This window comes from Nocardia crassostreae (assembly GCF_001613405.1).
In the GTDB taxonomy this organism is placed as follows: domain Bacteria; phylum Actinomycetota; class Actinomycetes; order Mycobacteriales; family Mycobacteriaceae; genus Nocardia; species Nocardia crassostreae.
In genome coordinates this window covers 78,419-105,287 of the sequence record NZ_BDCH01000006.1, presented here as the reverse complement: position 1 = coordinate 105,287, position 26,869 = coordinate 78,419, and the positions used below count along the sequence as shown (strand labels likewise).

Below are 26,869 nucleotides of genomic sequence, written 5' to 3'. Positions count from 1 at the left end.
ATCGCGCCGCTGGTTTTCGGGTCGACGTATGCGGTGACCATGGAGTTCCTGCCAAGACGATCGGCCGCTGTTCACGGCGCTCATGCGGGCGCTGCCGGCCGGACTGCTGCTGCTGGCCATCACGCGGAAGCTGCCGCACGGTCAATGGCTGTGGAAGGCGGGCATTCTCGGGGTGCTGAACATCGGGGCGTTCTTCCCGCTGCTGTTCCTCGCCGCGTACCGGCTGCCGGGTGGTGTGGCCGCGGTGCTCGGAGCTGCCGCGCCGCTGATCTCGCTCGGATTCGCCGCCATGGCGCTCAATGAGAAGGTCACCACTCGCAAGCTGCTCGCGGGGGTCATCGGACTCTTCGGCGTGGCGCTGGTCGTGCTGCGCGCCTCCGCGGCGCTCGATACCGTCGGCGTGATCGCGGGCCTGCTCGGCGCGGCGTCGATGGCGGGCGGAACGGTGATGACCAAGCGCTGGGGACGGCCGGAAGGCGTTACCTCGCTGGGTATGACGGGCTGGCAGCTCACTGCGGGCGGACTCCTGCTGCTGCCGCTGGCGCTGCTGGTCGAGGGCGCGCCGCCGGCGCTGACCGCCACCAATATCGGCGGATACCTCTACCTCGGACTCATCGGAACCGCTGCGGCCTACGCGATCTGGTTCCGCGGACTGGCCAAGGCCAATGCCACCTCGGTCGCCTTCCTCGGACTGCTGAGCCCGGTGTCGGCCGCCGTCATCGGATGGATCGCGCTCGGCCAGGCCCTCACCCCGGTGCAGCTGCTCGGTATGGCCATCGCGCTGGGCGGCACCCTGCTCGGGCAGACCGGCGCGCTGAAGGCCGCGCCCCAGCCCGCACAGCCCAAGGCCGAGGTGCACGAGGTCAGGCTCATGGCGGCCACCACCCGCACCGCAGCCTGATCGCACTCGAAGCGACAAACCCTCAACCCGGTACGCGGTCCCCGGAGCGCGTACCACCGCACTCTGATGAAGGAGTTCCCCATGCACATCACGGTTTTCGGAGCCTCGGGCGGAGTCGGCAGCCGGACGGTCCTCGAAGCGGTCCGGCGCGGGCACCGCGTGCGCGCGGTGTCGCGGGACGCCGCCAAGCTGACCGGCCTGCCGAGCGAGGTCGAGGTGTGGGCGGGCGATGTGTCCGACGCCGACCAGGTGGCCGCCGCCAGCGCCGACACCGACCTGGTGATCAGCGCGACCCGCCCGGTCGTCGGCCGTGAGCACGAACTGGCCGAGGTCGCGACCGCGCTACTGGAAGGGCTGGGCCAGAAGGGAACTCGGCTGCTGGTGGTCGGCGGCGCGGGCAGCCTCACCGTGGCGGGCACCGGCAAGACCGTGGTCGAACAGCCGGACTTCCCCGCCGACTGGAAGCCCATCGCCCACGCCTGCAATGACCAGCTGGCGGTGTTCGAGCAGGCGGCGCAGCAGCCCGACGGCGGCGCGGTGGACTGGGCCTACCTCAGCCCGGCCGCCATGCTCGAGCCCGGCGAGCGCACCGGAACCTACCGTCTCGGCGCGGACGAGCTCATCGCCGATGACGAAGGCAACTCCGCCATTTCGATGGAGGACCTCGCCGTGGCCCTGCTCGACGAGGCAGAACGCCCCAAGCACCACCGCGTCCGATTCACCGTCGGGTACTAGGACACCAGCTCGGCACTGTCGATGAGATAGCTGTCGCCGTTCGGGACCAGCGTGGCCACACGCTTCTCGACGGCGACTTTGCCGTCCGTATAGGTGAAATGCAGTGTGTAGCTGACCGTGTTGTCCGCGGGATTCGCCGTGACAGCAGACGTGGAGACGGCGGAGACGGTTCGCCAGAAGGTCTGATACGCGGTGAAGCCGCCGATGTAGTCCCGATAGCGAGTCGTCAGCCGGGACCACGCCGCCGGGATGTCCAGGGGCAACAGGGAATAGTGGACGGCAACGAAGTTCGCCAGCTCAGCTCCAGCCGCTCGCGCCGTGGTGGTCTGCGTGGTCACGCCAGACGTGACGGCGGTCGTCGCCGTCGCGCCGGAGGTCCGCGCCGCGGTCGTCGAATACGCGGCGGCCGAGGTGGTGCCCTGACCGACCGGTGGGGAATCCTCACCGGTGAGCCGCACCGCCAGCACCCCGCCCACGACCAGCAACACCACAAGCGCTGCCGCCCAGAGTATTCCGCGCCGCCGGGCGATCGGTGAACCCGACCCGCGCGGTGCCGATTCGCCCGGAGGTGGTGCGCCATGGGACGGCGCCGACGGGTACATGTGCTCAGGCCCGCCGAGCGCTTCCCGAGTCGTCGGGATTCCGGGCAACGTGGAACCGTGCGCGCCCGGCAGCGGGCCCGAGGTCGACCGGCCCCGCGTGGTTGCTGTATCGGGCAACGTCGATGCTTCTTGGGTGGCCTGGAGCTCGCGCGTCGTCGAGGCGTCTCGTGCGACGGGGGTGCCGTGCGGCGATGAGGGGGCCTGCGCGGCCGAGGCGCTGTGCGGGGTTGAGGGACCTCGTGTGGTCGAAGCGCCGTGCGGTGTCGAATGGTCTTGCGCCGCCGACGCGCCGCCGAATGGTGTCGATGGGGCTTGCGGAGCCGGAGCGCCGGACGGCGTCGACTCTCCTCCGTCCAGTGGCACACCATGCGGATCGGATGGGCTTTGCGCGGTCGAGCTACCGGGAGGTGCGGCGGGAAAAGGCGTTGCACCGGTGCTCACGCGGGTGGGTGCGCCTGCCTGGTCGGCCGCTCGGGAGACTCCGGGGAGCGGGTTGAACTGGGTGGGCGCGGTTCGATGGGCAGTCGGCGCGGCGCCGCCGTTCTCTCGATCGAGTGCGGCTCGCGCGGCGGCGGCGAGCGCACCGGCCGCCGGGAAACGCTCATCCGGATCCTTCGCCATGCCCTGCGCGATGACCTCGTCGAATGCGCCGGGCACGTTCCCGGCCTCCGACGGCCGCGGCGGGGGCTGGGTGAGGTGCGCCGCTATTTGCCGCCCCAGGCTGTCCACGGGGAACGGCTTTGCGCCCGTGAGGCATTCGTGCAGGACGCAGGCCAGCGAGTACACATCCGCTCGCGAGTCGTAGCGTTCGTGCGCGAGGCGTTCCGGGGCCATGTAGGCGAAGGTTCCGATGGCCGCGCCGACGGTGGTGAGGCTGGTGTCGTCATCGCCGCGGGCGATGCCGAAATCGATGAGGTACGCGAAATCGCCTGGTGCGATGAGGATGTTGGACGGTTTGACGTCGCGGTGCACCAGTCCTTGCCGGTGCGCCGCATCCAAGGCGGCGGCCGCCTGTTCGAGAATGCCGACCGCGCGCACGGGCGGCAGCGGGCCGCCCCGCACCAGCAGCGCCGCCAGATCGGTGCCCTCGACCAGTCGCATATCGAGGAACAGCTGCCCGTCGATCTCCCCGTAGCCGTGGATCGGGATGATGTGCGGTTCGCTGAGCCGCGCGGCCGCCTGCGCCTCGCGGCGGAACCGCTCCCGGTACTCCTGGTCGTGTGCGAAACCCTCCGAGAGGACCTTCAGCGCGACGACCCGATCGGTCTCGGTGTCGTAGGCGCGATGCACCCGCCCCATGCCGCCCTCGCCGAGCAGTCCGAGCAGCCGGTACCGGCCGAAGGGCGTTCCGTCCACGGTTGGTCCCCTCTCACGTGTGCGCCCCGACCATCCGAAAATCCTTGAGCAGGAAGCGAACAGGACAATACCGGGCGCGCGGCCAGAGCACCTGGAATCTCCGCCTACCTGCGGAAACAGCAAACGGGGCGGCACCCCCGGAATAGGGAGTGCCGCCCCGCGCGTTGGTGTTTCGGTCGGGTCAGAACACCCGGAAGCCCGCGCCCACCCCGCCCTTGCGGTTGATATCGGCGAGCACCATGTCCATGGTGGTGGACAGATCCGGCTGGTAGATCAGATCGCCCGCGCCCTTGCAGGACGGCAGCTCCAGGCTGACCGGGCCGACGTCGATGCTGGTGCCCGCCACGATCATGCCGACCAGGCGATCGCCCAGCAGCACCGGTGCGCCCGAGTCGCCGTGATCGGCGCAGACCTGGCTGCGGAACCAGGCGGGGTTCACATCCCAGACCACGCCGCAGGTGTAGCCGGTGGTGCGGCCGTTCTTGCAGGCCATATCGCCGAGCTTGGGCGCGCCGCCCAGGCCGTTGATGACCGACTGCGCGACCTGACGGGTCGGGATGACCCGATCGGCGTCGAAATGGATGACGGCCCAGTCGTTTCCGTCGTACTTGTTGGCAATGACGCCGATGCCGCCGCTCTGGGTGTACTCGGCGGCAATGCGCGCGCCGATCTCACCGCAGTGCCCGGCGGTCAGGCCGACGAGCCGGTTCTCGTTGTCGTAGCCGATGGCGGTCAGCGTGCACTCGGCAACCATGCCCTCGTCGTCGAGCTGTTCGACGTAGACGCCGGAACCGCCGCCGAGGGTGACCGGCGGCGCGGCCTGGGCGCTCGCGGGCATCAGCAGAGCGGAGCTGAGCGCGGTCGCGGCGATGGCCGCCCAGCGCAGGACTCGGGCGCGGCCCGCAGACAACATTTTCTATTTCCCATCCCCGGGACGCGCGTGTGCGTCCCCCGGCTGAACGAATCGACGAACGCGTTTGAAAACTGATCTTTCCAGCGCGCTCGCGGATCTTGTCACGCCGTTCACCGGGGGCGCAAGTACCTGCCGGTCGGTGACGGATTTGGCGACCGATGCGCTATCGCCGGACCGCTCCCGGAAGGCGCATACTGAATAGGTCTTGACCTTGACGCTACGTCAACTTGCATCCTGAGTTGGTCGAGGCGAACGAGAGGAGAAAGGACGCAACAGTGGCAACCGAATGGTCCATCCAGGATCTGGCCAAGGCGGCCGGAACGACCAGCCGCACCCTGCGGCATTACGGTCAGCTCGGCCTGCTGCCGCCCACCCGGATCGGATCCAACGGCTACCGCTATTACGGCCAGGAATCCCTCGTGCGATTGCAGCGCATCCTGTTGCTTCGCGAACTCGGACTCGGTCTGCCGACCATTGCCGACGTTCTCGAAGGCGAACAGGACACCGCCGCCGCATTGCGCACGCATCTGGAGTTGCTGCGACAGGAGCAGGACCGGATCGCGCGCCAAATCGCCTCGGTGCACACCACATTGCGCAAAACGGAAGCAGGTGAGCCACTCATGGCAAACGAAGTGTTCGACGGATTCGATCACACGCAGTACAAGGACGAGGTCATCGAGAAGTGGGGCAAGGACGCCTACGAATCGGGTGATCGCTGGTGGCGGGGGCTGAGCGACGCCGAGAAGAAGGCGTTCATGCAGACCCACGTGGATATCGCGACCGACTACGGCCGCGCCCACATCGCGGGCGTCCCGGTCGACAGCGCCGAGGTGCAGGCCATCGTGCAGCGGCATTACGACTGGCTGGGCACGAGCTACCAGGGCAAGCCGCCGGTCAAGGAGCATTTCATCGGACTCGGTGAAATGTATGTCGCAGACCCGCGTTTCGCGGTCAACTACGACGGCCCCGGCGGCGAGGGCACCGCCGCCTACGTCCGCGACGCGATGAAGGTCTACGCGGAGGCCAACCTCTGAGGTGAGATCGAATAACGGCGACCCCTTCCGGCAATGACGCCGGAAGGGGTCGCCTTTTCTCGGAAGGCGGTGACCCACATCGCGAATTAGTCGATCGCTCAGTCGCCTAGCGGCCGGTAAAATTCGCGCGAACGAGTGGGGGAGGTCCCAATGAGCAATCCGTACGGCCAGCCCGGTTATCCGCCGAGTGAGCCCGATTATCAGGGCGGCCAGCCCGGATACCCACCGCAGAACTACCCGCCCGCCTATTTCGGCGGCCAGTCCGCGTATCCGCCCGCCCAGCCCGGCTACCCGGATTACCAGCAGCCCGCCTACAACTACCAGCCCGTCATGTATCCCCCCGCTGCCCCCAGCGGCGGCACCGCCATCGCCGCCGCGGTCCTCGCCCTCATCGGCGGCATACTCGCCGCCCTCGTCGGTTTGCTCATGCTCGTCGGCGGTGCCGTCTTCGGCGGGAGTGTGAACGCGAGCGACTACGATAGCGATATCGGCAGTGGCATAGCCGCTTTCATCGCGATCCTGGGCGCCATCATCACCCTGGTCGGCGTCCTGTGGATCATCGGCGCGATCCTGCTCTTGATGGCCAAGACCGCGGGTCGCGTCATGCTCATGGTCCTGTCCGGCCTGAGCGTCGCCCTCAACCTCGTCGGCTTCACCGACAGCGAGACCGTGGGCTCGGGCATTGTCGGCCTGATCCTCGCGGGCCTCATCCTGGGCCTGGCCGCCGCCCCACCCACGGGCGTGTGGATCGCCTACAAGAAGCAACAGAAGAACCAGCCCCCAGCGGGCTACGCCCCGTATTCGTATCAGTAGCTCGCGATTTCACACTGCCGGATTATTGGATCGCCCAACCGGACGGCGGACGGTAGAGTTCGCGCGAAATGGGGGGATCCAAATGAACAATTCATACGATCACGGGTATTCGCAGCCTGGAGATCCGCGGCAACTCGGGCACCAATTCCCGGGCCGCCCAACCTATCCCGCGCCCACGCCCGGAAACGGAACCGGGTCGGCGTCAGCGATCACCGCGGGGATACTCGCGGTGATCGTCGGTGTGGGCGCCGTTCTAGGCGGAATCCTGCTGACGCTGATCGCCCTCGGTCTCGACAACCCGGACGATCCAGATGACCTGACAGGCGCTTCTCTCGCCCTGCTACTGGCCATCCCGGCGGTCGGCGTGCTGTGGCTCATCGGCGCCACCCTGCTGTTCCTCGGCAAAGCCGCCGGACGGATCCTGCTGATCGTTCTCTCGGCACTCGGCACCATCGGCTGCGTCATCGCCATATGTGTAGATCCGAAGACAGAATCGCCCTGCTCGGGGTCCCGGTCACCGTCCATCTCGCAGTCCTCGCCTTGGCGGCGCGACCCGCGACCGGACAGTGGATCGCCGAGCGCCGACCGGCACGGTGAGCACCCGGGCTCAGACCACAGCGTTGGGAACGGTCAGCCGCCCAAGCCGGTGAGTTCGATCTCCATTTCGAACGGAACCTCGGTGCGCAGCACCTTGCGGTGGACGTCGATTGGCGAATACTGGCCGGTTGAATCATCCAGCCGGAAGGTGAAGACGGCCGGCTCGAAGTCTTCGGACTCGATTCGCCAGAAGTAGGGAATTCCGGCTCGGGCATAGTCCATCGGCCGGATCATCCGGTCTTTACGTCGAGTGCCCTGGGATACGATCTCGACCGCGAGTATGACCGCCGATTTGGGAAGCACGTTCTCCCCGGGAAGCGCAGCAGCACTGTCGACAACCAAAAGATCTGGTATAGGAGCGAAGTCATCGGCGATTTCGATGGCCTGTTCCATCTCGACCGACAGGCTCGCCGGGCACTGCGTTTCCATTGCGACGGTGAGCCGTCGGAGCACCCGGTTGTGCCACAACGTGGCCGAGGCCATCATCACTGCAACGCCGTCCTCGAGCTCGAAGCGGAATCCAGGATCGTAGCCGGCGCGTAGATCGGCCACGGTCAGCCCGCCGGGTGCGGTCATATGATGCGACTCGGCTATCACCGTCACCTCCCAAGTTCTACCTCAGACTATTCCTGTACGATGGCGCTTTCCGCATTATCCCGTAGGCGCAGTTCTGGTTGCCTACACCGCGCACATGGACTGCATGACGCCCTTCAGGATCGGCGCCCCGTAAGTGGTGGGCGCGAACGCCAGGGTCTGCGCGACGGACAGCGGGGTCAGTACCGTCGACGCCACACCGGTCCAGCCGGCGACCATATTGCCCAGGGTCATCAGCAGGCTGGTGGTATCGAGGGCCAAAGTGACCAGGTCGAAGGCGTTTTCGACGGTTACGTCGGCCAGGGGGACGGTGTTGAAGACCTTGCCTTCGTAGATGTCGAAGCCGAGGTTGGCGAGGAAGGTCATGGGGCCGTAGTCCATGGCGTTGACCAGGGGGCCGAGTTGTTCGGTGCGGCGCATGGTCACGATGTCGGCTACTCGGTTGTGCTCCAGGAAGCCTTGGAGGGAAATGGCGTTGGCGTTGACGGCGGCCGGGTCGACCGGTAGGCCCGAGGTGGTGGTGAGGAAGTTGCGGGTGCGTTCCACCAGGTCGGAGGTCTTCAGCTCGGCTAGCGGGGTGCACGCCCCGTCGGCGAGGGTGAGCTGATTGGCCAGGTCGATGAGCGGCTGCGGGACCGACACTTGTTCGTCGGGCAGGTCGAGTCGCAGCTTCTCGTACGCGCCGGAGGTGTTGCAGCCCTTGCCGAGTTGGTCCTGCACGGCGCGCGCCAGGGACTTCACGCCGTTGAAGATGGCGCCGACGATGGGCTTGAGGACGAAGCCGACGGTGGGGACCAGGCTGGCGCCCAGCTGGGCCGGGATCTTCACGATGCGGGTGGCCAGGATGAAGGTCTCGATCACATCGTTCACCGTGAGGTGGGTGATGGGGATGACCTTGTTGATGCGGCCGGTGCGGATGGCGTCCAGATTGTTGACCAGGTGGGTGACGATCGGATCGTCGAGGAACTCCAGCCGTCCGCCGAATTCGGCCGAATCGATGGGCAGCGTGGAGCGGTGCACGTGGACGTTCGCGATGGAGTACCGGAAGTCGTTCACCTGCCGGTCGTAATCGGCCAGCTGATGCGCGGGCACGACGGTGCGGATGGCCGTGGCGGCATTGGTGATGATGTCGTCGAAGGTTGCCGAGGACGGCGGACAGCGTGAGCGCACCCACGAGGGGTGCGAGACGGGGGAACCGCATGTGTGATGGTCTTCCGGGTCTGGCGGGGTCACGGCCGCGTAGTTAGCACACGGCAACAAACTGGACGGACGTTCAGCTTGGTTCGGTATGTAATACAGTCCGCATGACGCGCTTGTCCGCGCTTTGGTGAACATCGCGCAAAACTTCGCCGATTTCTCCCACTCGGCGAGATGACGCGGACCACGCTCGCGACCACTCCCGAACCCCGCATACCGGAGCCAGCGCGCAGCTTCGGCGACTTCCGATACGCTGGGCTCCCGTGACCGCCGCATCGCCCTTCGATCTCATTGTCGTCGGCTCCGGTTTCTTCGGGCTGACCGTCGCAGAACGCACCGCCAACCTGCTCGGAAAGCGGGTATTGGTGGTCGAACGCCGCTACCACCTGGGCGGCAACGCGTACTCGGAGGCGGACCCGGAAACGGGCATCGAAATCCACAAGTACGGCGCCCACCTCTTCCACACCTCCAACAAGCGGGTGTGGGATTACGTGAACCAGTTCACCGAGTTCACCGGATACCAGCATCGCGTCTTCGCCATGCACAAGGGCCAGGCCTACCAATTCCCCATGGGACTGGGCCTGCTGTCGCAGTTCTTCGGCCGCTATTTCACCCCCGAGGAAGCGCGCAAGCTCATTGCCGAGCAGTCCGCGGAGATCGACACCAAGAACGCCGCCAACCTCGAGGAAAAGGCCATCTCGCTGATCGGCCGCCCGCTCTACGAGGCGTTCATCCGCGACTACACCGCCAAGCAGTGGCAGACCGACCCCAAGGAACTGCCCGCGGGCAATATCACCCGGCTTCCGGTCCGCTACACCTTCGACAACCGCTACTTCAACGACGCCTACGAGGGCCTGCCCAAGCACGGCTACACCGCCTGGCTGGCCAAGATGGCCGAGAACGACCTCATCGAGGTGCGCCTGGACACCGACTGGTTCGAGGTGCGCGACGAGATCCGCGCCCAGAACCCGGACGCCCCGGTCGTCTACACCGGCCCGCTGGACCGCTACTTCGACTATGCCGACGGCGAGCTCGGCTGGCGCACCATCGATTTCGAGACCGAGGTCCTGGAAACCGGTGACTACCAGGGCACTTCGGTCATGAACTACAACGATGCGGACGTGCCCTTCACCCGCATCATCGAACCGCGCCACTTCCACCCGGAGCGCGACTACCCGACGGACAAGACGGTCATCATGCGCGAGTTCTCGCGCTTCGCCCAGACCGGCGACGAACCGTACTACCCCATCAACACCCCCGACGACCGCGCCAAACTGATCGCCTACCGCGAGCGCGCCAAGGCCGAGACCGCGGACAACAAGGTGCTCTTCGGTGGCCGCCTGGGCACCTACCAGTACCTGGACATGCACATGGCCATCGGCGCCGCGCTGAGCATGTTCGACAATGTGCTGCGGCCGCATCTGGAATCCGGCGCCCCCCTGGTGGACACCGCCGAATGAGCGCCCAAGCCACCCTCGAAGAGATGACCACCGAGACTCGCGCCAAGTCCCTGCTGCAGCGCATCATCCTACCGCGGCCGGGCGAACCCCTCGATGTGCGCAAGCTGTACCTCGAGGAATCCGAGACCAATGCCCGGCGCGCGCATGCCATCACCCGCACCGCGCTGGCCATCGGCGCGGAATCCGAGGTGTCGTTCTGCACCTATTTCAATGCCGTCCCCGCCAGCTACTGGCGGCGCTGGAGCGTGCTGAAGTCCGTGGTGCTGCGGCTGGAACTGTCCGGCCACGGCCGGGTGGACGTGTACCGCTCCAAGGCCGACGGCTCGCGCATCCACGTGCAGGGCGACGAGTTCAGCACGCCGGGCGACGGCGCGGCGGCCGCCGCCTTCGTGGAATTCGAAGTGGATCTGGGCCCGTTCGAGGACGGCGGCTGGATCTGGTTCGACATCACCACCGACAGCCATGTCGAAATGCGCAGCGGCGGCTGGTACGCGCCCATCGACGCGCCGGGTGAGGGCAGCATCGCCGTCGGCATGCCGACCTTCAACCGCCCGACCGATGCGGTGAAGACCCTGACGGCCCTGGGCGCCGATCCGCTGGTGCTGGAGAAGATCAAGGCCGTCATCATCCCCGACCAGGGCACCCGCAAGGTCGTGGACGAGCCCGGATTCACCCAGGCCGCCGCCGTGCTCGGCGACCGGCTGGCCATTCACGACCAGCCCAATCTCGGTGGCTCCGGCGGTTACAGCCGCGTCATGTACGAGGCGCTCAAGACCACCGATGCCGAGTACATCGTCTACATGGACGACGACATCGAGATCGAGCCCGACTGCATCCTGCGCGCGCTGGCTTTCTCCCGATTCGCCAAGTCGCCCATCCTGACCGGCGGCCAGATGCTCAACCTGCAGGAGCGTTCGCACCTGCACGTCATGGGCGAGGTGGTGGACCGCTCCATCTTCATGTGGACCGCGGCCCCGAACGTCGAATACGACCACGACTTCGCCAAGAACCCGCTGCGCGACCGCGACAACTCCAAACTGCTGCACCGTCGTATCGACGTGGACTTCAACGGCTGGTGGACCTGCGTCATCCCGCGGCAGGTGGCCGAGGAGATCGGGCAGCCGCTGCCGCTGTTCCTCAAGTGGGACGATGCCGAATACGGTTTGCGCGCACGCGAACACGGCTACCCGACCGTCACGCTGCCGGGCGCGGCCGTGTGGCATATGGCGTGGAGCGACAAGGACGACGCCATCGACTGGCAGGCGTACTTCCACCTGCGCAACCGCCTCGTCGTGGCCTCGCTGCACCTGCCCAACGACGGCCGCCCGATGGTGATCAACACCGTCAAGGCCACGCTGAAACACCTGCTGTGCCTGGAGTATTCGACGGTCGCCATCCAGAACGAGGCCATCCGCGACTACCTCGCGGGCCCGGACAAGCTGTTCGAGCTGCTCCCCACCGCGCTCGGCAAGGTGCACGCCATGCGCAAGGAGTTCCCGGACGCGGTCATCGTGCCGTCCTCCACCGAACTCCCCATGGCCTCGCGCGCCGATGTGGGCGCGGTCGGCGAACCGGGCAATCCCCTCGCCAAGGTCGCCCGCCTCGGCAAGGGCGTCCTGCACAACTTCCGCAAGGCGAACCCGAAGCACCACACCACCCCCCAGCTGAACGTGCCCACCCTGGACGCGCGCTGGTTCCTGCTCTCGCAGGTGGACGGCGTGACCGTTACGACTGCCGACGGCCGCGGCGTCGTCTACCGTAAGCGCGATCCCCGCAAGGCCGCGGAACTGTTCAAGGAGGCCATGCGGCTGCGCAGGGAACTGGCCGAACGGTTCCCGGAGGTCCGCGAGCAGTATCGTGCCGCGCACGCGCACCTCACCAGCAAGGCCGCGTGGGAGAACGTCTTCGGCATTACAGGAAATGAGCCCAAATGAGCGCACCCCAGTCGGCGTCCGATACCGATCGTGGTCTGCGTGTGGTCCCGGATGCGCCAACGGCCCCCGCGCCCGCCGAGGTCAAGATCATCAACGCGGTTCAGGCCACCATCGGACAGAATCCGGCGGTCATCAAGGCCGCGCGCGGCATGTCCCACTTCGGTGAGCACTCGCTCGGCTGGATCGGCATCGCCGCCGTCGGCGCGCTGGTCGACAAGCCGCGCCGCCGCCAGTGGGCGGGTGCGGCCGTCGGCGCGTTCGGCGCGCACGCCGCCTCCGTGGTGATCAAGCGGATCGTCCGCCGCCCCCGGCCCAACGATCCATCCGTGCAGGTCAACGTGTCGACGCCGAGCAAACTGAGCTTCCCGTCCTCACACGCCACCTCGACAACGGCGGCGGCTGTATTGCTCGGCAGGCTCACCGGGCTACCCTTGCCTGCGGTGCTCGTCCCGCCGATGCTGCTCTCCCGAGTCGTCCTCGGTGTGCACTACCCCACCGACGTGCTCGCCGGTTCAGCGCTGGGCGCCGCATCAGCCGCCGCAGTGCTCGCCGCCGAAAAGAGACTCGCCAAGTGACCGCACAGGAAAGAGCGCTTGTTGACATGAGCGAAGAGCCGACCAGCACCGAGCTAGACGAGGCGGTCGTGAAGGGACCGCCCAAGACCCTGGCGGGCGGCCTGGTCAAGGCCATGCGCCCGCGCCAGTGGGTCAAGAACGTCCTGGTGCTGGCCGCTCCGCTGGCCGCGGGCAAGACCGCCGCGGGCGATCTGGTCATCGGCAACTGGCAGGTGATCGGCAACCTCGGCATCGCCTTCGTGGTGTTCTGCATGGCGGCCTCGGGCATCTACCTCGTCAACGACGCGCTCGACGTGGACGCCGACCGGGCGCACCCGACCAAGCGGTTCCGCCCGATCGCCGCCGGGATCGTTCCGGTCAACCTGGCCTACGCGCTGTCGGCCGTGCTGCTGGTGGGCTCGATCCTGCTGTCGTTCGTCGCCTCCTGGCATCTGGCCGTGGTGATGGCCATCTACATCGGCATCCAGCTGGCCTACTGCTTCGGCCTGAAGCATCAGGCCGTGCTCGATATCTGCATCGTCTCCTCCGGCTTTCTGCTGCGCGCGGTCGCGGGCGGTGCGGCGACGGATATTGCGCTGTCCCAGTGGTTCCTGCTCATCATGGCGTTCGGCTCGCTGTTCATGGCGGCCGGTAAGCGCTATGCCGAGCTGAAGATCGCGCTCGACACCGGCGCCAAGATCCGCAAGTCCCTGGAGTACTACACGCCGACCTACCTGCGCTTCGTCTGGACCGTGGCGGCGACCGCCCTGGTGGTGTTCTACGGTCTGTGGGCGTTCGAACAGGGTCGGGCCAAGGACACCGAGATGTACGCCATCTCGATGGTCCCGTTCACCATCGCCGTCCTGCGCTATGCCGTGGACGTCGACGGCGGTGAAGCCGGTGAACCCGAAGAGATCGCCCTGGGGGACCGGGTCCTCCAGTTCCTCGCAATCGCCTGGATCGGAGCGGTAGGTGTCGCTGTCTATCTCACCTGACGTGGTAGAGGGAGAAGAGCGAGAGGAGGGTGCGCCGACGGCACAGTTGCCGGTCGGCCGCGCCCGTCGGCGCGTGGGCGATTCCGCGCGCGGCTTCACGCGACTATCCCGAACCGTATTCGTCGGTGGGATCCTGCTGACCGCGACGCTGTTCGCGGCCGGTGGCTGGCAGCGGCGCTGGATCGCCGATGACGGCCTGATCGTGCTGCGTACGGTGCGCAACCTGCTCGCGGGCAATGGCCCGGTGTTCAATATGGACGAGCGGGTCGAGGCGAACACCAGCACGGCGTGGACCTATATCGTCTGGTTCTTCAGCTGGCTCACCCAGATCCGGCTGGAGTACGTGGTGCTGGGCATCGCGCTCACGCTGTCGGTGCTGGCGATCGTGTTCGCCATGCTCGGCGCGGCGCGGCTGTGGGGCGGCACGGGGACGGCGCTGCTGCTGCCCGCCGGTGTGCTCGTCTACATCGCGCTGCCGCCCGCGCGCGACTACGCCACCTCCGGGCTGGAATCGAGCCTGGTCATTTTCTGGCTGGCCGTGCTGTGGTGGTGGCTGATTCGCTGGAGCCAGACCGAGAAGCCGCGCTTGCCGGGCTTTTTCGGGCTGGTGTTCTTCGCCGGTCTGGCCCCGCTGATCCGGCCGGAGATGACCCTGGTCGGCGCGCTGGCGCTGCTCATGATCTTCTGCGCGCTGCTGCCGCGGACCCGGGTGCGGCCCATCGTGTTCCGGGCGCTCGTGGTGGCGGTCGCGGGCCTGGCGCCGGTCGCCTACCAGATCTGGCGCATGGGCTACTACGGCCTGCCCTACCCGAATACCGCCGTCGCCAAGGACGCGGGCGGCGCCAAGTGGGGGCAGGGCTTCGTCTATCTGTGGAACTTCATCGGCCCGTACTGGCTGATCGTTCCGCTGGTGGTGCTGGCCGTCGCCGGTGTGGTCGCGGGCCGGGTGTACCGGGCCGATCATGTCACCGGCCGCCATGCCGCGGATTCCGATGCGGCCCAGGACAAGAGCCTGCGCGGCCGGATCCACCGGTTCAGCGAGTGGCTGCATTCGCCGTCCGCGGTGGTCGCGCTCATGCTGGGCAGCGGTGCGCTGCTCACCGTGTACGAGATCCGCGTCGGCGGCGACTTCATGCACGGCCGCATGCTGCTGCCGCAGCTGTTCTGCCTGATCCTGCCGGTGGCGGTGCTGCCGCTGCGGCTGCCCGCGGGCTGGTTCGGCGTGCCCGGATCGCGGCGGCTGGACTGGGCTTTCGCGATCGTGCTGCTGGCCTTCCTGGGCACCGCGGGGTGGGCGCTGTTCGCGGCCAACACCACGGCCATCAAGTCCGGCACCAAGATCAGCTCGACCGGCATCGTGGACGAGCGGATCTACTACGTGCTCAATACCGGTCACGATCACCCGATCCGTGCCGAGGACTACCTGGACTATCCGCGCATGCGGGCCATGGTGCAGGACATCGCCAACAATCCCAATGGCGGTCTGCTGCTGAACTCGCCGTCGTTCATGGCGTGGTACATCGCGCCGCCGCCGCTGCCCATTCCCGAGGGCGGCTCCGGGCATACCGTGTTCTTCCTGAATCTCGGTATGACCAGCATGAACGTGCCCCTGGACGTGCGGGTCATCGATCAGATGGGTCTGGCGTATCCGCTTGCGGCGCATACCGAACGCCTCACCGACGGCCGCATCGGACACGATAAGAACCTCTACCCGGACTGGGTCGTGGTCGATACCGGCATGGTGGACAAGCATCCGTGGACGCCGTGGTACCTCGACGAGCGCTGGATGACGCAGGCGCGGGCCGCGCTGAAATGCCCGGAGACCGAAGCGCTGCTGGTCTCCACTCGCGACCCGATGACCTTCGAGCGGTGGCGGCACAACTTCAAGAACGCCCTCGAGTTCGCGAAGTACCGCATCGATCGGGTGCCCAAGTACGAGTTGCAGCGGTGCGATATCCCGGATCCGACCGCGCCGGTGGCGCCGAAGTAGTTCTGAGAAAAGCAAACCCCCGCGCCCAAAACGGGCGCGGGGGTTTGGTTTTGGGGGGTTTGGGCGGGTTTCGCGTTTGGGGGTTCGGGGGCGAAGCCCCTGAGAGCCCCGAGAGTTGGTTTAATCTCGATTCGGTAACGCCAAGACCTCGGTTCCGCGATACGCTCTCTGATAACAGCGGGTGCGGCTGATCTTGTATGAGCCGCAACGGCTGTCGCAGTAAACGGATGAAAGGCCGGACGAGGTATGCGGGGCATCACGAGACGAGAAGTGCTGCGGAAATCGGCGCTGGGGGTGGGACTGGCAGCATTGCTACCGTTCGGGGCGACCGTCGCGCGCGCGCCCGCCGCGCGCGCGGCCTTCGATCCCAGTGGCTTCGACTTCTGGGTCGAATCGTCCATGGGACCGATCAAGTCGCGGATCTTCCGTGCGGCGGACGGCAATACGAACTGGGTCGTGTACGCGCTCGACGGTATGCGTGCCCGCGACGATCTGAACGGCTGGGAGATCGAAACCAATGTCGCGCAGGCGCTGACCGACGCGAATATCAATGTGGTCATGCCGGTCGGCGGCCGTGCCAGCTTCTACGCCGACTGGAACGAGCCGAGCACCTTCGCCGACACTCCGGCCGGAACGGACGGCGGCACCGCGGACAACGGCTGGTCGCAGATGAACGCGGGCGGTCCCGGCAAGACCTACACCTACAAGTGGGAAACCTTCCTCACCCAGGACCTGCGCAACGCGCTCCGGGATCGCCTGAGCTTCAATGCCACTCGCAACGGCGTGTTCGGGCTGTCCATGAGCGGCAGCTCCGCGCTGCAGCTGGCCGCGTTCCACGCGGACCAGTTCTCCTTCGCGGGTTCGTTCTCCGGTGTGCTGGATATGTCCATGGCCGTTATCCGGCAAGCCATTCGGGTCGCCATGATCGACGCGGGCGGCTACAACATCGACTCCATGGCCGGGCCCAAGGACAAGAAATGGGGGCGCATCGACCCGGTCCAGTTCGCGTCGCGGCTGAAGTCCTCCAATACCCGGCTGTGGGTCTCGTGCGGCAGTACGCTGCCCGCGGAGGAGGGCGCCGTCGACGACACCCAGGTCAACGCAATCGGTTTGGAGGCAGTGGCGTTGCTCGGCACGCGGTCGTTCGAGGCCAAGTTCGCCAGCATCGGCGGGCGCAACGCCAGCTTCAACTACCCCGCCGTCGGTGTGCACGACTGGGCCAACTGGGAGGCCCGGCTCACCGAGATGCTCCCCGACCTCTCCGCGAACATTGGTTAAGTCATTCTCGATTCCGCTTCATTCCGCCGGGGGCTTCAGCGCCGAAGCTCCTGGTCAGCCCGGTCGAGGCCACAAAATCGCAGCACAGTGGCCCGGGTCACAAATGTCTCAGTCTGATAACGCCCCGTTAGCCCAGCCACGATACGGTCTCGGGACGCCCGCCGTGGTCACAAGCACACGGTGGAAACGAACGCGATACGAAAGGCCGAACGGAATATGCGAGGCGCGCACGAAGGACGTCGGAGATCTAGCGGCGGTTGGTTGAAGAAGTCGGTGCTGGGCGTGGCGGTGGCCATGCTGCTACCGCTCGGGGCGTCGGTGGCAGCGGCTCCGGCCGCGAACGCGGCCTTCAACCCGGCAGGGTTCGACTTCTGGGTCGACTCGGCAGAGATGGGGCCGGTCAAAACGCGCATCTTCCGCGCGGCCGACGGCAACACCAACCGCGTGGTCTACGCGCTCGACGGCATGCGTGCCCGCCAGGACCTGTCCGGCTGGGAGATCGAAACCAATGTCGCGCAGGCGCTGACCGACGCGAATATCAATGTCGTCATGCCGGTCGGCGGTCAGTCCAGCTTCTACGCCGACTGGAACGCGCCGTCGAGCCTGCTCGGCATCGAGGGCGGCACCGGTTCGGCCTCCGGGTCGGGCACGCTGTCCTCCTCCGGGTCCTCCTCGGGCTCGGGTGGTATGCAGATCCTGTCCGGTGGTCCGGGCAAGAGCTACCGCTACACCTGGGAGACCTTCCTGACCCAGGACCTGCGCAATGCGCTGCGGGACCGGCTGGGCTTCAAGTCGACCAACAATGGCGTGTTCGGTCTGTCCATGGGTGGTTCCGCCGCCCTGACCCTGGCCGCCTACCACCCGGATCAGTTCGGCTACGCGAGTGCGTTCTCCGGCTACCTGAACATCTCCGCGCCCGGTATGCGTGAGGCCATGCGCCTCGCCTTCATCGACGCGGGCGGTTACAACGTCGACTCCATGGCGCCGCCGTGGGGCCCGCAGTGGCTGCGCATGGACCCGTTCGTGTTCGCTCCGCGCCTGGTCGCCAACAACACCCGCCTGTGGATCTCCGCGGCCAGCGCCATCCCGTCCGCGGGTGACGTCACCGGCGTCATGTCGGTCATCCAGGGCATGCCGCTGGAGGCGCTCGCCCTCGCCAATACCCGCGCCTTCCAGGTGCGCATGGCCACCCTGGGCGCACAGAACGTCACCTACGACTTCCCCGCCACCGGCGTCCACAACTGGCGCAACTGGGAGGCCGAGGTCTACCGCATGCTCCCCGACATGTCGGCCAACATCGGATAAGTCCTGATCAAGCCTTATGAAGAGGCCCTCGCCACTTGGCGAGGGCCTTTTCTTGTTCATCTCGTTCTGGACAAGGCGCGCCTGACACGCCTAACACGCCGAGTTGGACGTCCGATACTCGATCCGTAACGAAGATCAGTACTGCAGGTCGGTTGTGCTCCTTGACGAGAGGGCTAGGTCGATGCGGGTCCGAGGCTTCAAACACACGGTTCTGGGCGTGGCGGCGGCGGTGCTACTGCCACTAGGGGTGGTGGTGGTGAGCCCACCGACAGCATCGGCGGCCTTCGACCCCTCTGGGTTCGACTTCTATGTCGACTCGCCCGTCATGGGCACCATCAAGTCGCGGATCTTCCGTGCGGCGGACGGCAATACCAATCGGGTGGTCTACGCGCTCGACGGTATGCGGGCCACCGAGAACATCAGCGGCTGGGAGAACGACACCAATGTCGCGCAGGTGCTGACCAGCTGGAACATCAATGTGGTCATGCCCGTCGGCGGTCCGTCCAGCTTCTATGCCGACTGGGCCGCGCCGAGTTCGTTCTTCGGGCTCCCGGCGGGAGCCGGTTCCTCGGCCAATACCGGTTCGGGGGCGACCGAGGTGCTGGGGGCGGGGCCGGGCAAGAGCTACCGCTACGACTGGGAATCCTTCCTCACCAACCAGTTGCGCTGGGCGCTGCGGGATCGCTTGGGGTTCAACCCGTACCGCAACGGCGCTTTCGGACTCTCCATGGGCGGCAGCGCGGCGCTGACGCTGGCGGCCTACCATCCGGACCAGTTCAGTTTCGCCGGTTCGTTCTCGGGCTATCTGAATATTTCCGGCCCGGGCATGCGCGAGATGATTCGCGCGGCCATGATCGACGCGGGCGGTTACAACGTCGACTCCATGGCGCCGCCGTGGGGCCCGCAGTGGCTGCGCATGGATCCGCTCGTGTTCGCTCCGCGCCTGGTCGCCAACAACACCCGCCTGTGGGTCGCCGCGGGCAGCGGCCTGCCGATGCAGCAGGATCTCGAAGTGCCCGTCGGGGTCGCGGCGGACCGGTTGCTCCGCGGTCCGCCGCTGGAGGCGCTCGCCCTGGTGAATACCCGGGCCTTCCAGGTGGCGATGGAAGCCAACGGCGCGCGCAATGTCGTCTATTCGTTCCCGAATGCGGGTCTGCACGCCTGGACCAACTGGCAGGAAGAGGCTTATCGCATGATTCCGGACCTGTCGGCGAATATCGGATAGCCCCCGACCCCTCCTCACCCAATGCCGCCCGCCCCTACCGGGGCGGGCGGCATTGTCTTATCACGATTCGGTATCCCGAGGTGTTTCGCCGATCATTGGCTACGAATAGAGGCATATAGAGAACTCCAGAGCGGCAACAGCTACTGCATTTCGGATGTGGTCAACGGTGACCACGCTCGTGAAAGGCGAGTCGATGCGGGTTGTGCGGGTACGCGGGACGGGTACGGATCGGTACGGGCGCACACTGCTGCGCCGCTCGCTGGCGGGGCTGGCCCTCGCCCTGACATTGCCGCTGGCAGCGGCTGTGGGCGGTGGGGGAGCCACGGCGCAGGCCGGGTTCAATCCGGCCGGGCACGACTTCTGGGTCGATTCGAGCATGGGCCCGATCAAGACGCGCATCTTCCGCGCACTGGACGGTAATACCCAGCGCGTGGTCTACGCCCTCGACGGCCTGCGGGCTCGTAATGATCTCTCCGGCTGGGAGATCGATACCGAGATCTCGCGGGTGCTGCCCATGTGGAATATCAATGTGGTCATGCGGATCGGCGGTCAGTCCAGCTTCTATTCCGATTGGCTGGAAACCAGCAATACCAATGGGCAGACGGTGCGCTACGAGTGGGAGACCTTCCTGACCCGCGATCTGCGCAATGCCATGGCGGCCCGGCTGGGTTTCAATCCGCGCGGCAATGGTGTGCTCGGGCTGTCCATGGGCGGCAGCGCGGCGCTGGTGCTGGCCGCCTACCACCCGGAGCAGTTCCGTTATGCCGCATCGTATTCCGGTTATTTAAATGTCTCGGCGCCTGGTATGCGCGAGGCGCTGCGGGTGGCCATGCTGGATACGGGCGGCTACAACATCGACGCCATGTGGGGCCCGCCGTGGAGCGAATTGTGGTTGCGCAACGATCCTTTCGTGTTCGCGGAACGCCTGCGCGCCAATGGGACCCGGCTGTGGATCGCCAGCGGCAACGGTCAGCCGGGGCCGCGCGATCAGGTGCGGTCCCCGATGGATCTGTACAACCTGACGAATGCGGCGGGTCTGGAGACGGTCGCACTGGCCAATACCCGGGCCTTCCAGGCGCGCATGGAGTCGTTCGGTCCCTGTAATGCGGTGTTCGACTACACGCCGGACGGTGTCCACTCCTGGCACTACTGGCAGGACCAGGTCTTCAAGATGCTGCCGGACATGAGTGCGAACATCGGCTGACTGGCAGCGCCGCGTCGGAGTCGAAAGGGGCGTAAGGGATTTTCCCGTTGCCGCGACATCACTGGCGTTTCACGATAAGGTCACCGCACGATTACGGTCGTGCACGATGGTGGAAATCGGCCACTCATTAGCACCACCTTGCCAATCGCTCGGAAGGTCGAATACCCTCCAGCGAGCGCAAGTGTGATCCAGACCGTGGTAGCGCTTCGCTCACTTCGAAGTGTCGGGATTCGGGGTGGGTGCATCGAGTATGCCCGCGGCGGTTATGCCCTGTGCGCATGAGCGATGACAACTGAAGACTATTGCAGTAGAGAAGGAGCAGTATCCATGCGTTTCGGCAGGTCCGCCATGCCGGAGGGAGTCCAGCCCGGACGCCGTAGTGCTCATCGTGGCTGGGGCGCACGACTTCTGGCAGCCGGCGCCGCGGCGCTGGCCATCCCGACCGCCGCTGCGGTAGCAGCCCCCACCATCGCCTTCGCCGCACCGGTGTACACGCCGATGCATCGCACGCCGACCGGTGGTTTCGAAGAACTGATGGTCCCCTCCTCCATGGGACCGATCAAGGTCCAGGTGCAGTGGGCGCGCAATGGCGGCGGCTCCGCCCTGTACCTGCTCGACGGTCTGCGCGCCCGCGACGACCGCAATGCCTGGTCGTTCGAGACCAATGCCATGGAGCAGTTCGCCAATGACGACGTCACCCTGGTGATGCCGGTCGGCGGTCAGTCCAGCTGGTACGCCGACTGGGTGTCGCCGTCGAACACCAATGGTCAGAAGTACACCTACAAGTGGGAGACGTTCCTGACCAAGGAACTCCCCGATTTCCTTGCGGGCTACGGTGTCTCGCGCACCAACAATGCCGTGGTGGGCCTGTCCATGAGCGGCCCGGCCGCGCTGCGGCTGGCGGCCTTCAACCGCGGTCAGTTCAAGCACGCCTCGTCGTTCTCGGGCCCGCTGAACTGGAACGCTCCGGGTATGCGTGAGGCCATCCGCATCATGATGCTGGATGCCGGTCGTTTCAATGTGGACTCGCTCGCCGCTCCGTGGAGCCCGGCGTGGCTGCGCATGGACCCGGCCGTGTTCGCCCCGCAGCTGAAGGGTCTGCCGATGTACATCTCGGCGGCCTCGGGTCTGCCGGGCCAGCACGATGCGCCCAATGGCGCCGTCGGCGTGTTCAATACCGCGAATGCCATGGGCATCGAGGCCATTTCGATGGTGACCACCCGCCTGTTCCAGGCTCGCCTGAACTCGCTGGGCATCAATTCGGCGGTCTACGACTTCCCGGCCGCGGGCACGCACTCCTGGAAGTACTGGCAGGACGAGCCGTGGAAGGCGCGGCCGCACATTCTGGCCGCTCTGGGGCAGTAAGAACCGAATAACGCGAAAACCGGCCGTCCTACGGGGCGGCCGGTTTTCTTGTGGCTCCACATGTTTCGCCGCGAGGCGGTAGAAAACTAATGTGACATCTGTGGCGTGTGATAGATGGGGGAGACGCGGGCGCAGAACTCTGCTGGCGCTCGCGGCGATCACGACAGTACTGACGACGACCGGCCCGGTGGCGGTCGCGGAACCTGGGGCGGTGACGGCGAGTGCGCCCGCCATCCGAAATGTGGTGTGGCTGACCGACAGACGCGTGGCGCTGTGGATCGATTCACCGGCCATGGGCGCGCAGATACAAGTCCAGTTGCTACTGGCCCGCGACTGGCACAGCAAACCGGATATGCGGTTCCCGACCCTGCTCATGCTGGACGGGCTGCGCGCGGGCGACGATCAGAGCGGCTGGACCAAAGACGCTGGGGCGGAAGCGTTCTACGCCGACAAGAACATCACGGTGGTGCTGCCGGTCGGCGGCATGTCCAGCTGGTACACCGACTGGCGCAGACCCGATAATGGCAAGACCTACAAGTGGGAAACGTTCCTCACCAAGGAATTACCGCCGCTGCTGGACCAGGGCTGGCGCACCACCAATGTGCGTGGTCTGACCGGATTGTCCATGGGTGGCAGCGCGGCCATGACCCTGGCCGCCCGGAATCCGGGCTTCGTCCGATATGCCGCCTCGTTCTCCGGCACCCTCGCCACCACCACGCTCGGTATGCCCCAGGCCATCGCCTATTCCATGCGCGATGCGGGAGGCTATGACTCGGACGCCATGTGGGGCCCGCCTACCGATGCCGAATGGGCCGCCCACGATCCCTACTCGCTGGCTGAAAAGCTCAGGGGCACCAGCCTGTACGTCTCCAGCGGCAGCGGGCTCGCCGGGCCCTATGACATTCCGTCCGGAATTCCGGGCGTGAGCACCAACTGGGCGGGTATGGCCCTGGAGGTGCTGTCGCGTTTCTCCTCGCAATCGTTCGTGGCGAAACTCAACAAACTGAACATTCCGGTCTCGGTGAATTACCGTCCCTCCGGGACGCGTTCATGGCCGTACTGGGATTTCGAAATGCGCCAGGCCTGGCCGCAGGCGGCGGCCGCGCTCGGCGTGGAAGCGGCCAAACCGGAGTGCGCCGCCGCCGGGGCGATATTGCCTGTGGCGCTGGCGAAGACCTGGCTGTGGGAGTGCCTGACCACCGAATTCGCGGTGGCGGGCGGCGCGGCCCAGGATTTCCGCGGCGGCCGGGTGCTCTGGTCGCAGGCCACCGGCGCGCATGCGGTGGGCGGCATGATCGGCGGCGCCTATGCGGGCGCGGCGGGACCCGCTGGGCGGCTGGGATTTCCAACTTCGGACGAAACGCCCATTCCTGACGGCATTCAGCAGAATTTCGAACACGGCAGCATTGTGTTCCGGGACGGTAAGGCCGAAATTCGGCTCGGCTGACTGTAGAGTGCTCCGAGGTCCGTGACGCCGGTCACTCAATGGTGTCTTTCCCCTGCGGTTCAGGAGTCATTCTCATGGCAGCACAGGGCGAGTCATGCCCAGGTTCGGTTCGAACACAGGCAATAGGCGGATGGCGGCGCATGCTGGTGGCCGCGGTCGCGGTGGCGGCATTGCCGGGATTGGCGGCCCCGGCGCTCGCCGATCCACAGGCCGAACCGGTACCGGCCGCTGAACCGGCTCCGGCCGTCGAGCCCGCACCGGTCGCGGAACCGGCTCCGATCGCCGAGCCCGCGCCCGAACCGCGCAGGCCCGCAGGCGGATTCGAGGAGCTCATGGTGCCCTCGAGCATGGGGCCGATTAAGGTGCAGGTGCAGTGGGCCCGCCATGGCGGTGACGGCGCGCTGTATCTGCTCGACGGCCTGCGCGCCCGCGACGACTTCAATGCCTGGTCCTTCGAGACCAATGCGCTGCAGCTGTTCGCCGAGGACAACATCACCCTGGTCATGCCGGTCGGCGGCCAGTCCAGCTTCTACTCCGACTGGCGCGCGCCCTCGTCCACCAACGGCCAGAAGTTCACCTACCGGTGGGAGACCTTCCTGACCGACGAACTGCCGTCCTTCCTGGAGGGCTACGGGATATCGCGCCACAGGAACGCGGTGGCGGGGCTGTCCATGGGCGGGAGCGCGGCGGCCTATCACCGCGATCAGTTCCTGCACGCCTCCTCGTTCTCCGGCTATCTGAATGTCTCCGCGCCCGGTATGCGCGAGGCCATTCGCATCGCCATGCTCGACGCGGGCCGCTTCAATGTGGACTCCATGGCCTGGCCGTGGAGCCCGGCCTGGTTGCGCATGGATCCCTTCGTCTTCGCGCCGCAGTTGCGCGGCCTGCCCCTGTACATTTCGGCGGCCTGGGGCGTGCCGGGTGGCTACGACGATCCGACTTCGCCGGTCGGCGCCTTCAATACGGTGAACGCCGTTGCGCTGGAGGCGCTGTCGATGCTGAATACGCGCGCGTTCAAGACCCGGCTGGAATCCCTGGGCATCGATGCGCGCTACGACCTGCCGGTGCGGGGCACCCATGCGTGGGGCTATTGGCAGGAGCAGCTGGCCAAGGCGCGCCCGGATATCCTCGCCGCCATCGGTTCCTGAGCATTTGCTGAGTCGCGCCGTCCCCGCGCGTCCTACCCGGAGAATCGCCCGATCAGGGGTACAACACTTGTGTGGCTGGAGTTGTTCGTGGGACCGCGCGGGCGCGGAGACGCTGGGCGGCGTGCGCCGCGGCCGTCGTATTTCCGCTCGCCGCGGGCACTGTCGCCGGTGCGGGCCCGGTAGCCGCCGCGCCCGAAGCGCCGCAGGCGGTCCAGGTCCAGGCCACCCTGCAGAAGGCGGTGTGGTTGGGAGATCGCCGGGTGGCGCTGTGGGTGTTCTCGCCCGCCATGCGGACGCCCATCCAGGTGCAGTTGCTACTGCCCCGGGACTGGCGCGTCAAGCCCGATGCCCGGTTCCCGGTCATGTTCATGCTCGACGGCCTGCGCGCCACCGATGACGAGAACGGCTGGACCAAGGAGGCCGGGGCCGCCGGTTTCTACGCCGACAAGAACGTCATGGTGGTGCTGCCGGTGGGCGGCCAGTCCAGCTTCTACACCGACTGGCTGGAACCCTTCAACGGCCACAACTACAAGTGGGAGACCTTCCTCACCAAGGAGCTCCCCCCGCTGTTGGAAAGCCAGTGGCGCGCCACCGATGTGCGTGGCGTCTCGGGACTTTCGATGGGCGGCACCGCGGCCATGATGCTGGCCGCCCGCAATCCCGGCTGGGTGCGCCATGCCGCCTCCTACTCCGGCTTCCTGACCCTCACCACGCTCGGCATGCCGCAGATGGTCAATTTCGCCATGCACGACGCGGGCGGTTTCGACTCCACCGCCATGTTCGGGCCGCCCACCGGTCCGGCGTGGAAGGAGCACGACCCGTACGAGCTGGCCGACAAGCTCAAAGGGGTCAACCTCTACATCTCCAGCGGCAGCGGCACGGCGGGCGCGACCGATCCGCCGACCGATATTCCGGGCATCACCACCAATTACGCGGGTATGGGCCTGGAAGTGCTGTCCCGCCTGAGTTCCCAGAACTTCGTGGCCAAACTCCAGAAGCTGGGCATTCCGGTGCAGGTGAACTACCGCCCCTCCGGCACGCACACTTGGCCGTACTGGGATTTCGAGATGCGCCAGTCCTGGCCGCAGACCGCGACCGCGCTCGGCGTGGACAGCACGACCAGCGACTGCAAGCTGGGCGGCGCCATCGGCGGTGTGGCACAGGGCAATACCTGGCTCGGCGACTGCCTCACCGGCGAATACCAGATCGCCAATGGCGTGGCGCAGGACTTCCGCAACGGCATGGTGGTGTTCTCGCCCGCCACGGGCGCGCATCCGGTCGGCGGGGCCATCGCGGGCGCGTATTCCGGTCTGGACGGCGCGGCCAGCGGGCTCGGCTTCCCGACCGGTGACGAGCGCGCGCTGCCCGACAATCGGGGCCGCTGGCAGACCTTCCAGAACGGCTCCATCTACTGGACCCCGCAGACCGGCGCCAATGCCCTGCGCGGCGCCATCCTCGACGCCTGGGGCGCACAGGGATTCGAGCGCGGCCCGGCGGGCTACCCCACCGGTCCCGAACAGCGCACCCCGACCAAGGACGGCGTGGTGCAGGGCTTCGAGAACGGGCCCATGTACTTCAGCGCCAAGACCGGCGCGCAGCTGCTGCAGGGCCTGATCCTCGGCAAGTACGCGCAACTCGGCTTCGAGAACAGCCCCTTCGGCTTCCCGTCCTCCGGGGAGCTACCGGTGAAGGATCTCGGCCGGTTCGTGAAATTCGAAGGCGGCAATATCTATTGGAGTCCGCTGTCGGGATCCTGGGGCGTGCGCAACGGCCCGGTTATGGATGCCTGGGGCGTGCTGGGCTTCGAGAACGGCGTGCTCGGCTTCCCGATCGGCGACGAGGTCCCGGTCGCGGGCGGCACCCAGCAGGCCTTCCAGGGCGGTTCGATCATGGTGCGCGACGGCAAGGCCCAGGTGCTGGGCCTGACCGGGCAGCCCATCTCGCTCCCCAGTCTGTCCCCCTTGACCCCGCAGCCGGTGACCCAGCCCGCGCAGCCCGCGCCCGCCGCCGTACCGCAGCCCGTCCCGCCCGCCGCCCGGCCCACGGAACCGCCGGTCACCCCGCCCGCCGAGGACATCCCCATGCCCATCCCCGCGCTCGGTCCCGAGGTGCGTCCCAACTGAGCCGTGCGGCCGCTCCGATCACTGAGAAAGGTATGAGGTTCGGTTGCGAGGGGGTCGCGGATCAAGCGGTTGCCGCTAGCCTGGTGGCCGAACTTGTGC

The 26,869-nt window shown here is 66.7% G+C and carries 20 protein-coding genes and 1 pseudogene; 17 read left to right on the top strand and 4 right to left on the bottom strand.

Features of this window, described 5'->3' with window-relative positions:
• Positions 1–82 precede the first annotated feature (82 nt).
• Both NC4_RS03395 and NC4_RS03390 read left to right on the top strand, forming a co-directional pair.
• Positions 83–901: an EamA family transporter gene (locus NC4_RS03395; protein ID WP_067532051.1), complete on the top strand. Its 819-nt coding sequence runs from the start codon at positions 83–85 to the stop codon at positions 899–901.
• Positions 902–982: 81 nt separating this feature from the next.
• Complete coding sequence (locus NC4_RS03390; protein WP_067532395.1) at positions 983–1,636, top strand: NAD(P)-dependent oxidoreductase; 654 nt, start codon at positions 983–985, stop codon at positions 1,634–1,636.
• Here the strand turns inward: NC4_RS03390 and NC4_RS41420 are convergent.
• Positions 1,633–3,594 (bottom strand): protein kinase domain-containing protein, encoded by a 1,962-nt coding sequence (locus NC4_RS41420; RefSeq protein ID WP_067532049.1) that lies wholly within the window; start codon positions 3,592–3,594, stop codon positions 1,633–1,635. The two genes, NC4_RS03390 and NC4_RS41420, sit on opposite strands and share 4 nt — an antisense overlap.
• Positions 3,595–3,775: 181 nt before the next feature.
• Positions 3,776–4,507, bottom strand: coding sequence for a S1 family peptidase (locus NC4_RS03380; RefSeq protein ID WP_218020895.1), 732 nt, complete (start codon positions 4,505–4,507; stop codon positions 3,776–3,778).
• A gap of 275 nt (positions 4,508–4,782) precedes the next feature.
• Between NC4_RS03380 and NC4_RS03375 the strand changes: the two genes are divergently transcribed.
• On the top strand, positions 4,783–5,541 hold the full coding sequence (locus tag NC4_RS03375) for a MerR family transcriptional regulator (RefSeq protein WP_067532047.1): 759 nt from the start codon (positions 4,783–4,785) through the stop codon (positions 5,539–5,541).
• Between the two features lie 150 nt (positions 5,542–5,691).
• Positions 5,692–6,354 carry a hypothetical protein gene (locus tag NC4_RS03370; RefSeq protein WP_067532045.1) on the top strand — a complete coding sequence of 221 codons (663 nt, stop codon included), beginning with the start codon at positions 5,692–5,694 and terminating at the stop codon, positions 6,352–6,354.
• 630 nt (positions 6,355–6,984) lie between these two features.
• On the opposite strand, the gene NC4_RS03365 is transcribed toward NC4_RS03370, so the two are convergent.
• The gene (locus tag NC4_RS03365) at positions 6,985–7,554 is read right to left on the bottom strand and encodes a Uma2 family endonuclease (protein WP_067532043.1); all 570 of its coding nucleotides are present in this window, start codon (positions 7,552–7,554) and stop codon (positions 6,985–6,987) included.
• A gap of 75 nt (positions 7,555–7,629) precedes the next feature.
• Positions 7,630–8,715: a hypothetical protein gene (locus NC4_RS03360; protein WP_067532041.1), complete on the bottom strand. Its 1,086-nt coding sequence runs from the start codon at positions 8,713–8,715 to the stop codon at positions 7,630–7,632.
• Between the two features lie 290 nt (positions 8,716–9,005).
• On the opposite strand from NC4_RS03360, the gene glf reads away from it, so the two are divergent.
• The 13 genes and pseudogenes from glf to NC4_RS03295 all read left to right on the top strand — a co-directional run bounded on the left by glf (position 9,006) and on the right by NC4_RS03295 (position 26,770).
• Positions 9,006–10,202, top strand: coding sequence for a UDP-galactopyranose mutase (glf, locus tag NC4_RS03355; protein ID WP_067532039.1), 1,197 nt, complete (start codon positions 9,006–9,008; stop codon positions 10,200–10,202).
• On the top strand, positions 10,199–12,136 hold the full coding sequence (locus NC4_RS03350) for a glycosyltransferase (RefSeq protein ID WP_067532037.1): 1,938 nt from the start codon (positions 10,199–10,201) through the stop codon (positions 12,134–12,136). Before glf ends, NC4_RS03350 begins: the two co-directional genes overlap by 4 nt.
• Positions 12,133–12,711: a phosphatase PAP2 family protein gene (locus NC4_RS03345; RefSeq protein WP_084528407.1), complete on the top strand. Its 579-nt coding sequence runs from the start codon at positions 12,133–12,135 to the stop codon at positions 12,709–12,711. The genes NC4_RS03350 and NC4_RS03345 overlap by 4 nt, the downstream gene beginning before the upstream one ends.
• A gap of 26 nt (positions 12,712–12,737) precedes the next feature.
• Positions 12,738–13,685, top strand: coding sequence for a decaprenyl-phosphate phosphoribosyltransferase (locus NC4_RS03340; protein ID WP_067532035.1), 948 nt, complete (start codon positions 12,738–12,740; stop codon positions 13,683–13,685).
• A gap of 46 nt (positions 13,686–13,731) precedes the next feature.
• Positions 13,732–15,675 carry an arabinofuranosyltransferase AftB family protein gene (locus NC4_RS03335; RefSeq protein ID WP_501193512.1) on the top strand — a complete coding sequence of 648 codons (1,944 nt, stop codon included), beginning with the start codon at positions 13,732–13,734 and terminating at the stop codon, positions 15,673–15,675.
• Between the two features lie 270 nt (positions 15,676–15,945).
• A complete protein-coding gene (locus tag NC4_RS03330) occupies positions 15,946–16,953 on the top strand; it encodes an alpha/beta hydrolase (protein ID WP_369690664.1) in 1,008 nt (335 codons plus the stop codon).
• Positions 16,954–17,169: 216 nt separating this feature from the next.
• Positions 17,170–18,258, top strand: a complete 1,089-nt coding sequence (locus NC4_RS03325; RefSeq protein ID WP_067532029.1) for an alpha/beta hydrolase — start codon at positions 17,170–17,172, stop codon at positions 18,256–18,258.
• Positions 18,259–18,439: 181 nt separating this feature from the next.
• Positions 18,440–19,483 carry an alpha/beta hydrolase gene (locus tag NC4_RS03320; RefSeq protein WP_067532027.1) on the top strand — a complete coding sequence of 348 codons (1,044 nt, stop codon included), beginning with the start codon at positions 18,440–18,442 and terminating at the stop codon, positions 19,481–19,483.
• A 193-nt stretch (positions 19,484–19,676) separates the two neighbouring features.
• A complete protein-coding gene (locus NC4_RS03315) occupies positions 19,677–20,687 on the top strand; it encodes an alpha/beta hydrolase (RefSeq protein WP_084528432.1) in 1,011 nt (336 codons plus the stop codon).
• Positions 20,688–21,014: 327 nt separating this feature from the next.
• Positions 21,015–22,052 (top strand): alpha/beta hydrolase, encoded by a 1,038-nt coding sequence (locus NC4_RS03310; RefSeq protein ID WP_084528405.1) that lies wholly within the window; start codon positions 21,015–21,017, stop codon positions 22,050–22,052.
• Positions 22,053–22,143: 91 nt separating this feature from the next.
• A pseudogene (locus tag NC4_RS03305) lies at positions 22,144–23,460 on the top strand (alpha/beta hydrolase-fold protein); the annotation flags it as partial.
• Between the two features lie 179 nt (positions 23,461–23,639).
• Positions 23,640–24,647 (top strand): alpha/beta hydrolase, encoded by a 1,008-nt coding sequence (locus NC4_RS03300; RefSeq protein ID WP_084528401.1) that lies wholly within the window; start codon positions 23,640–23,642, stop codon positions 24,645–24,647.
• Between the two features lie 71 nt (positions 24,648–24,718).
• Positions 24,719–26,770: an alpha/beta hydrolase-fold protein gene (locus NC4_RS03295; RefSeq protein ID WP_067532022.1), complete on the top strand. Its 2,052-nt coding sequence runs from the start codon at positions 24,719–24,721 to the stop codon at positions 26,768–26,770.
• Positions 26,771–26,869 lie beyond the last annotated feature (99 nt).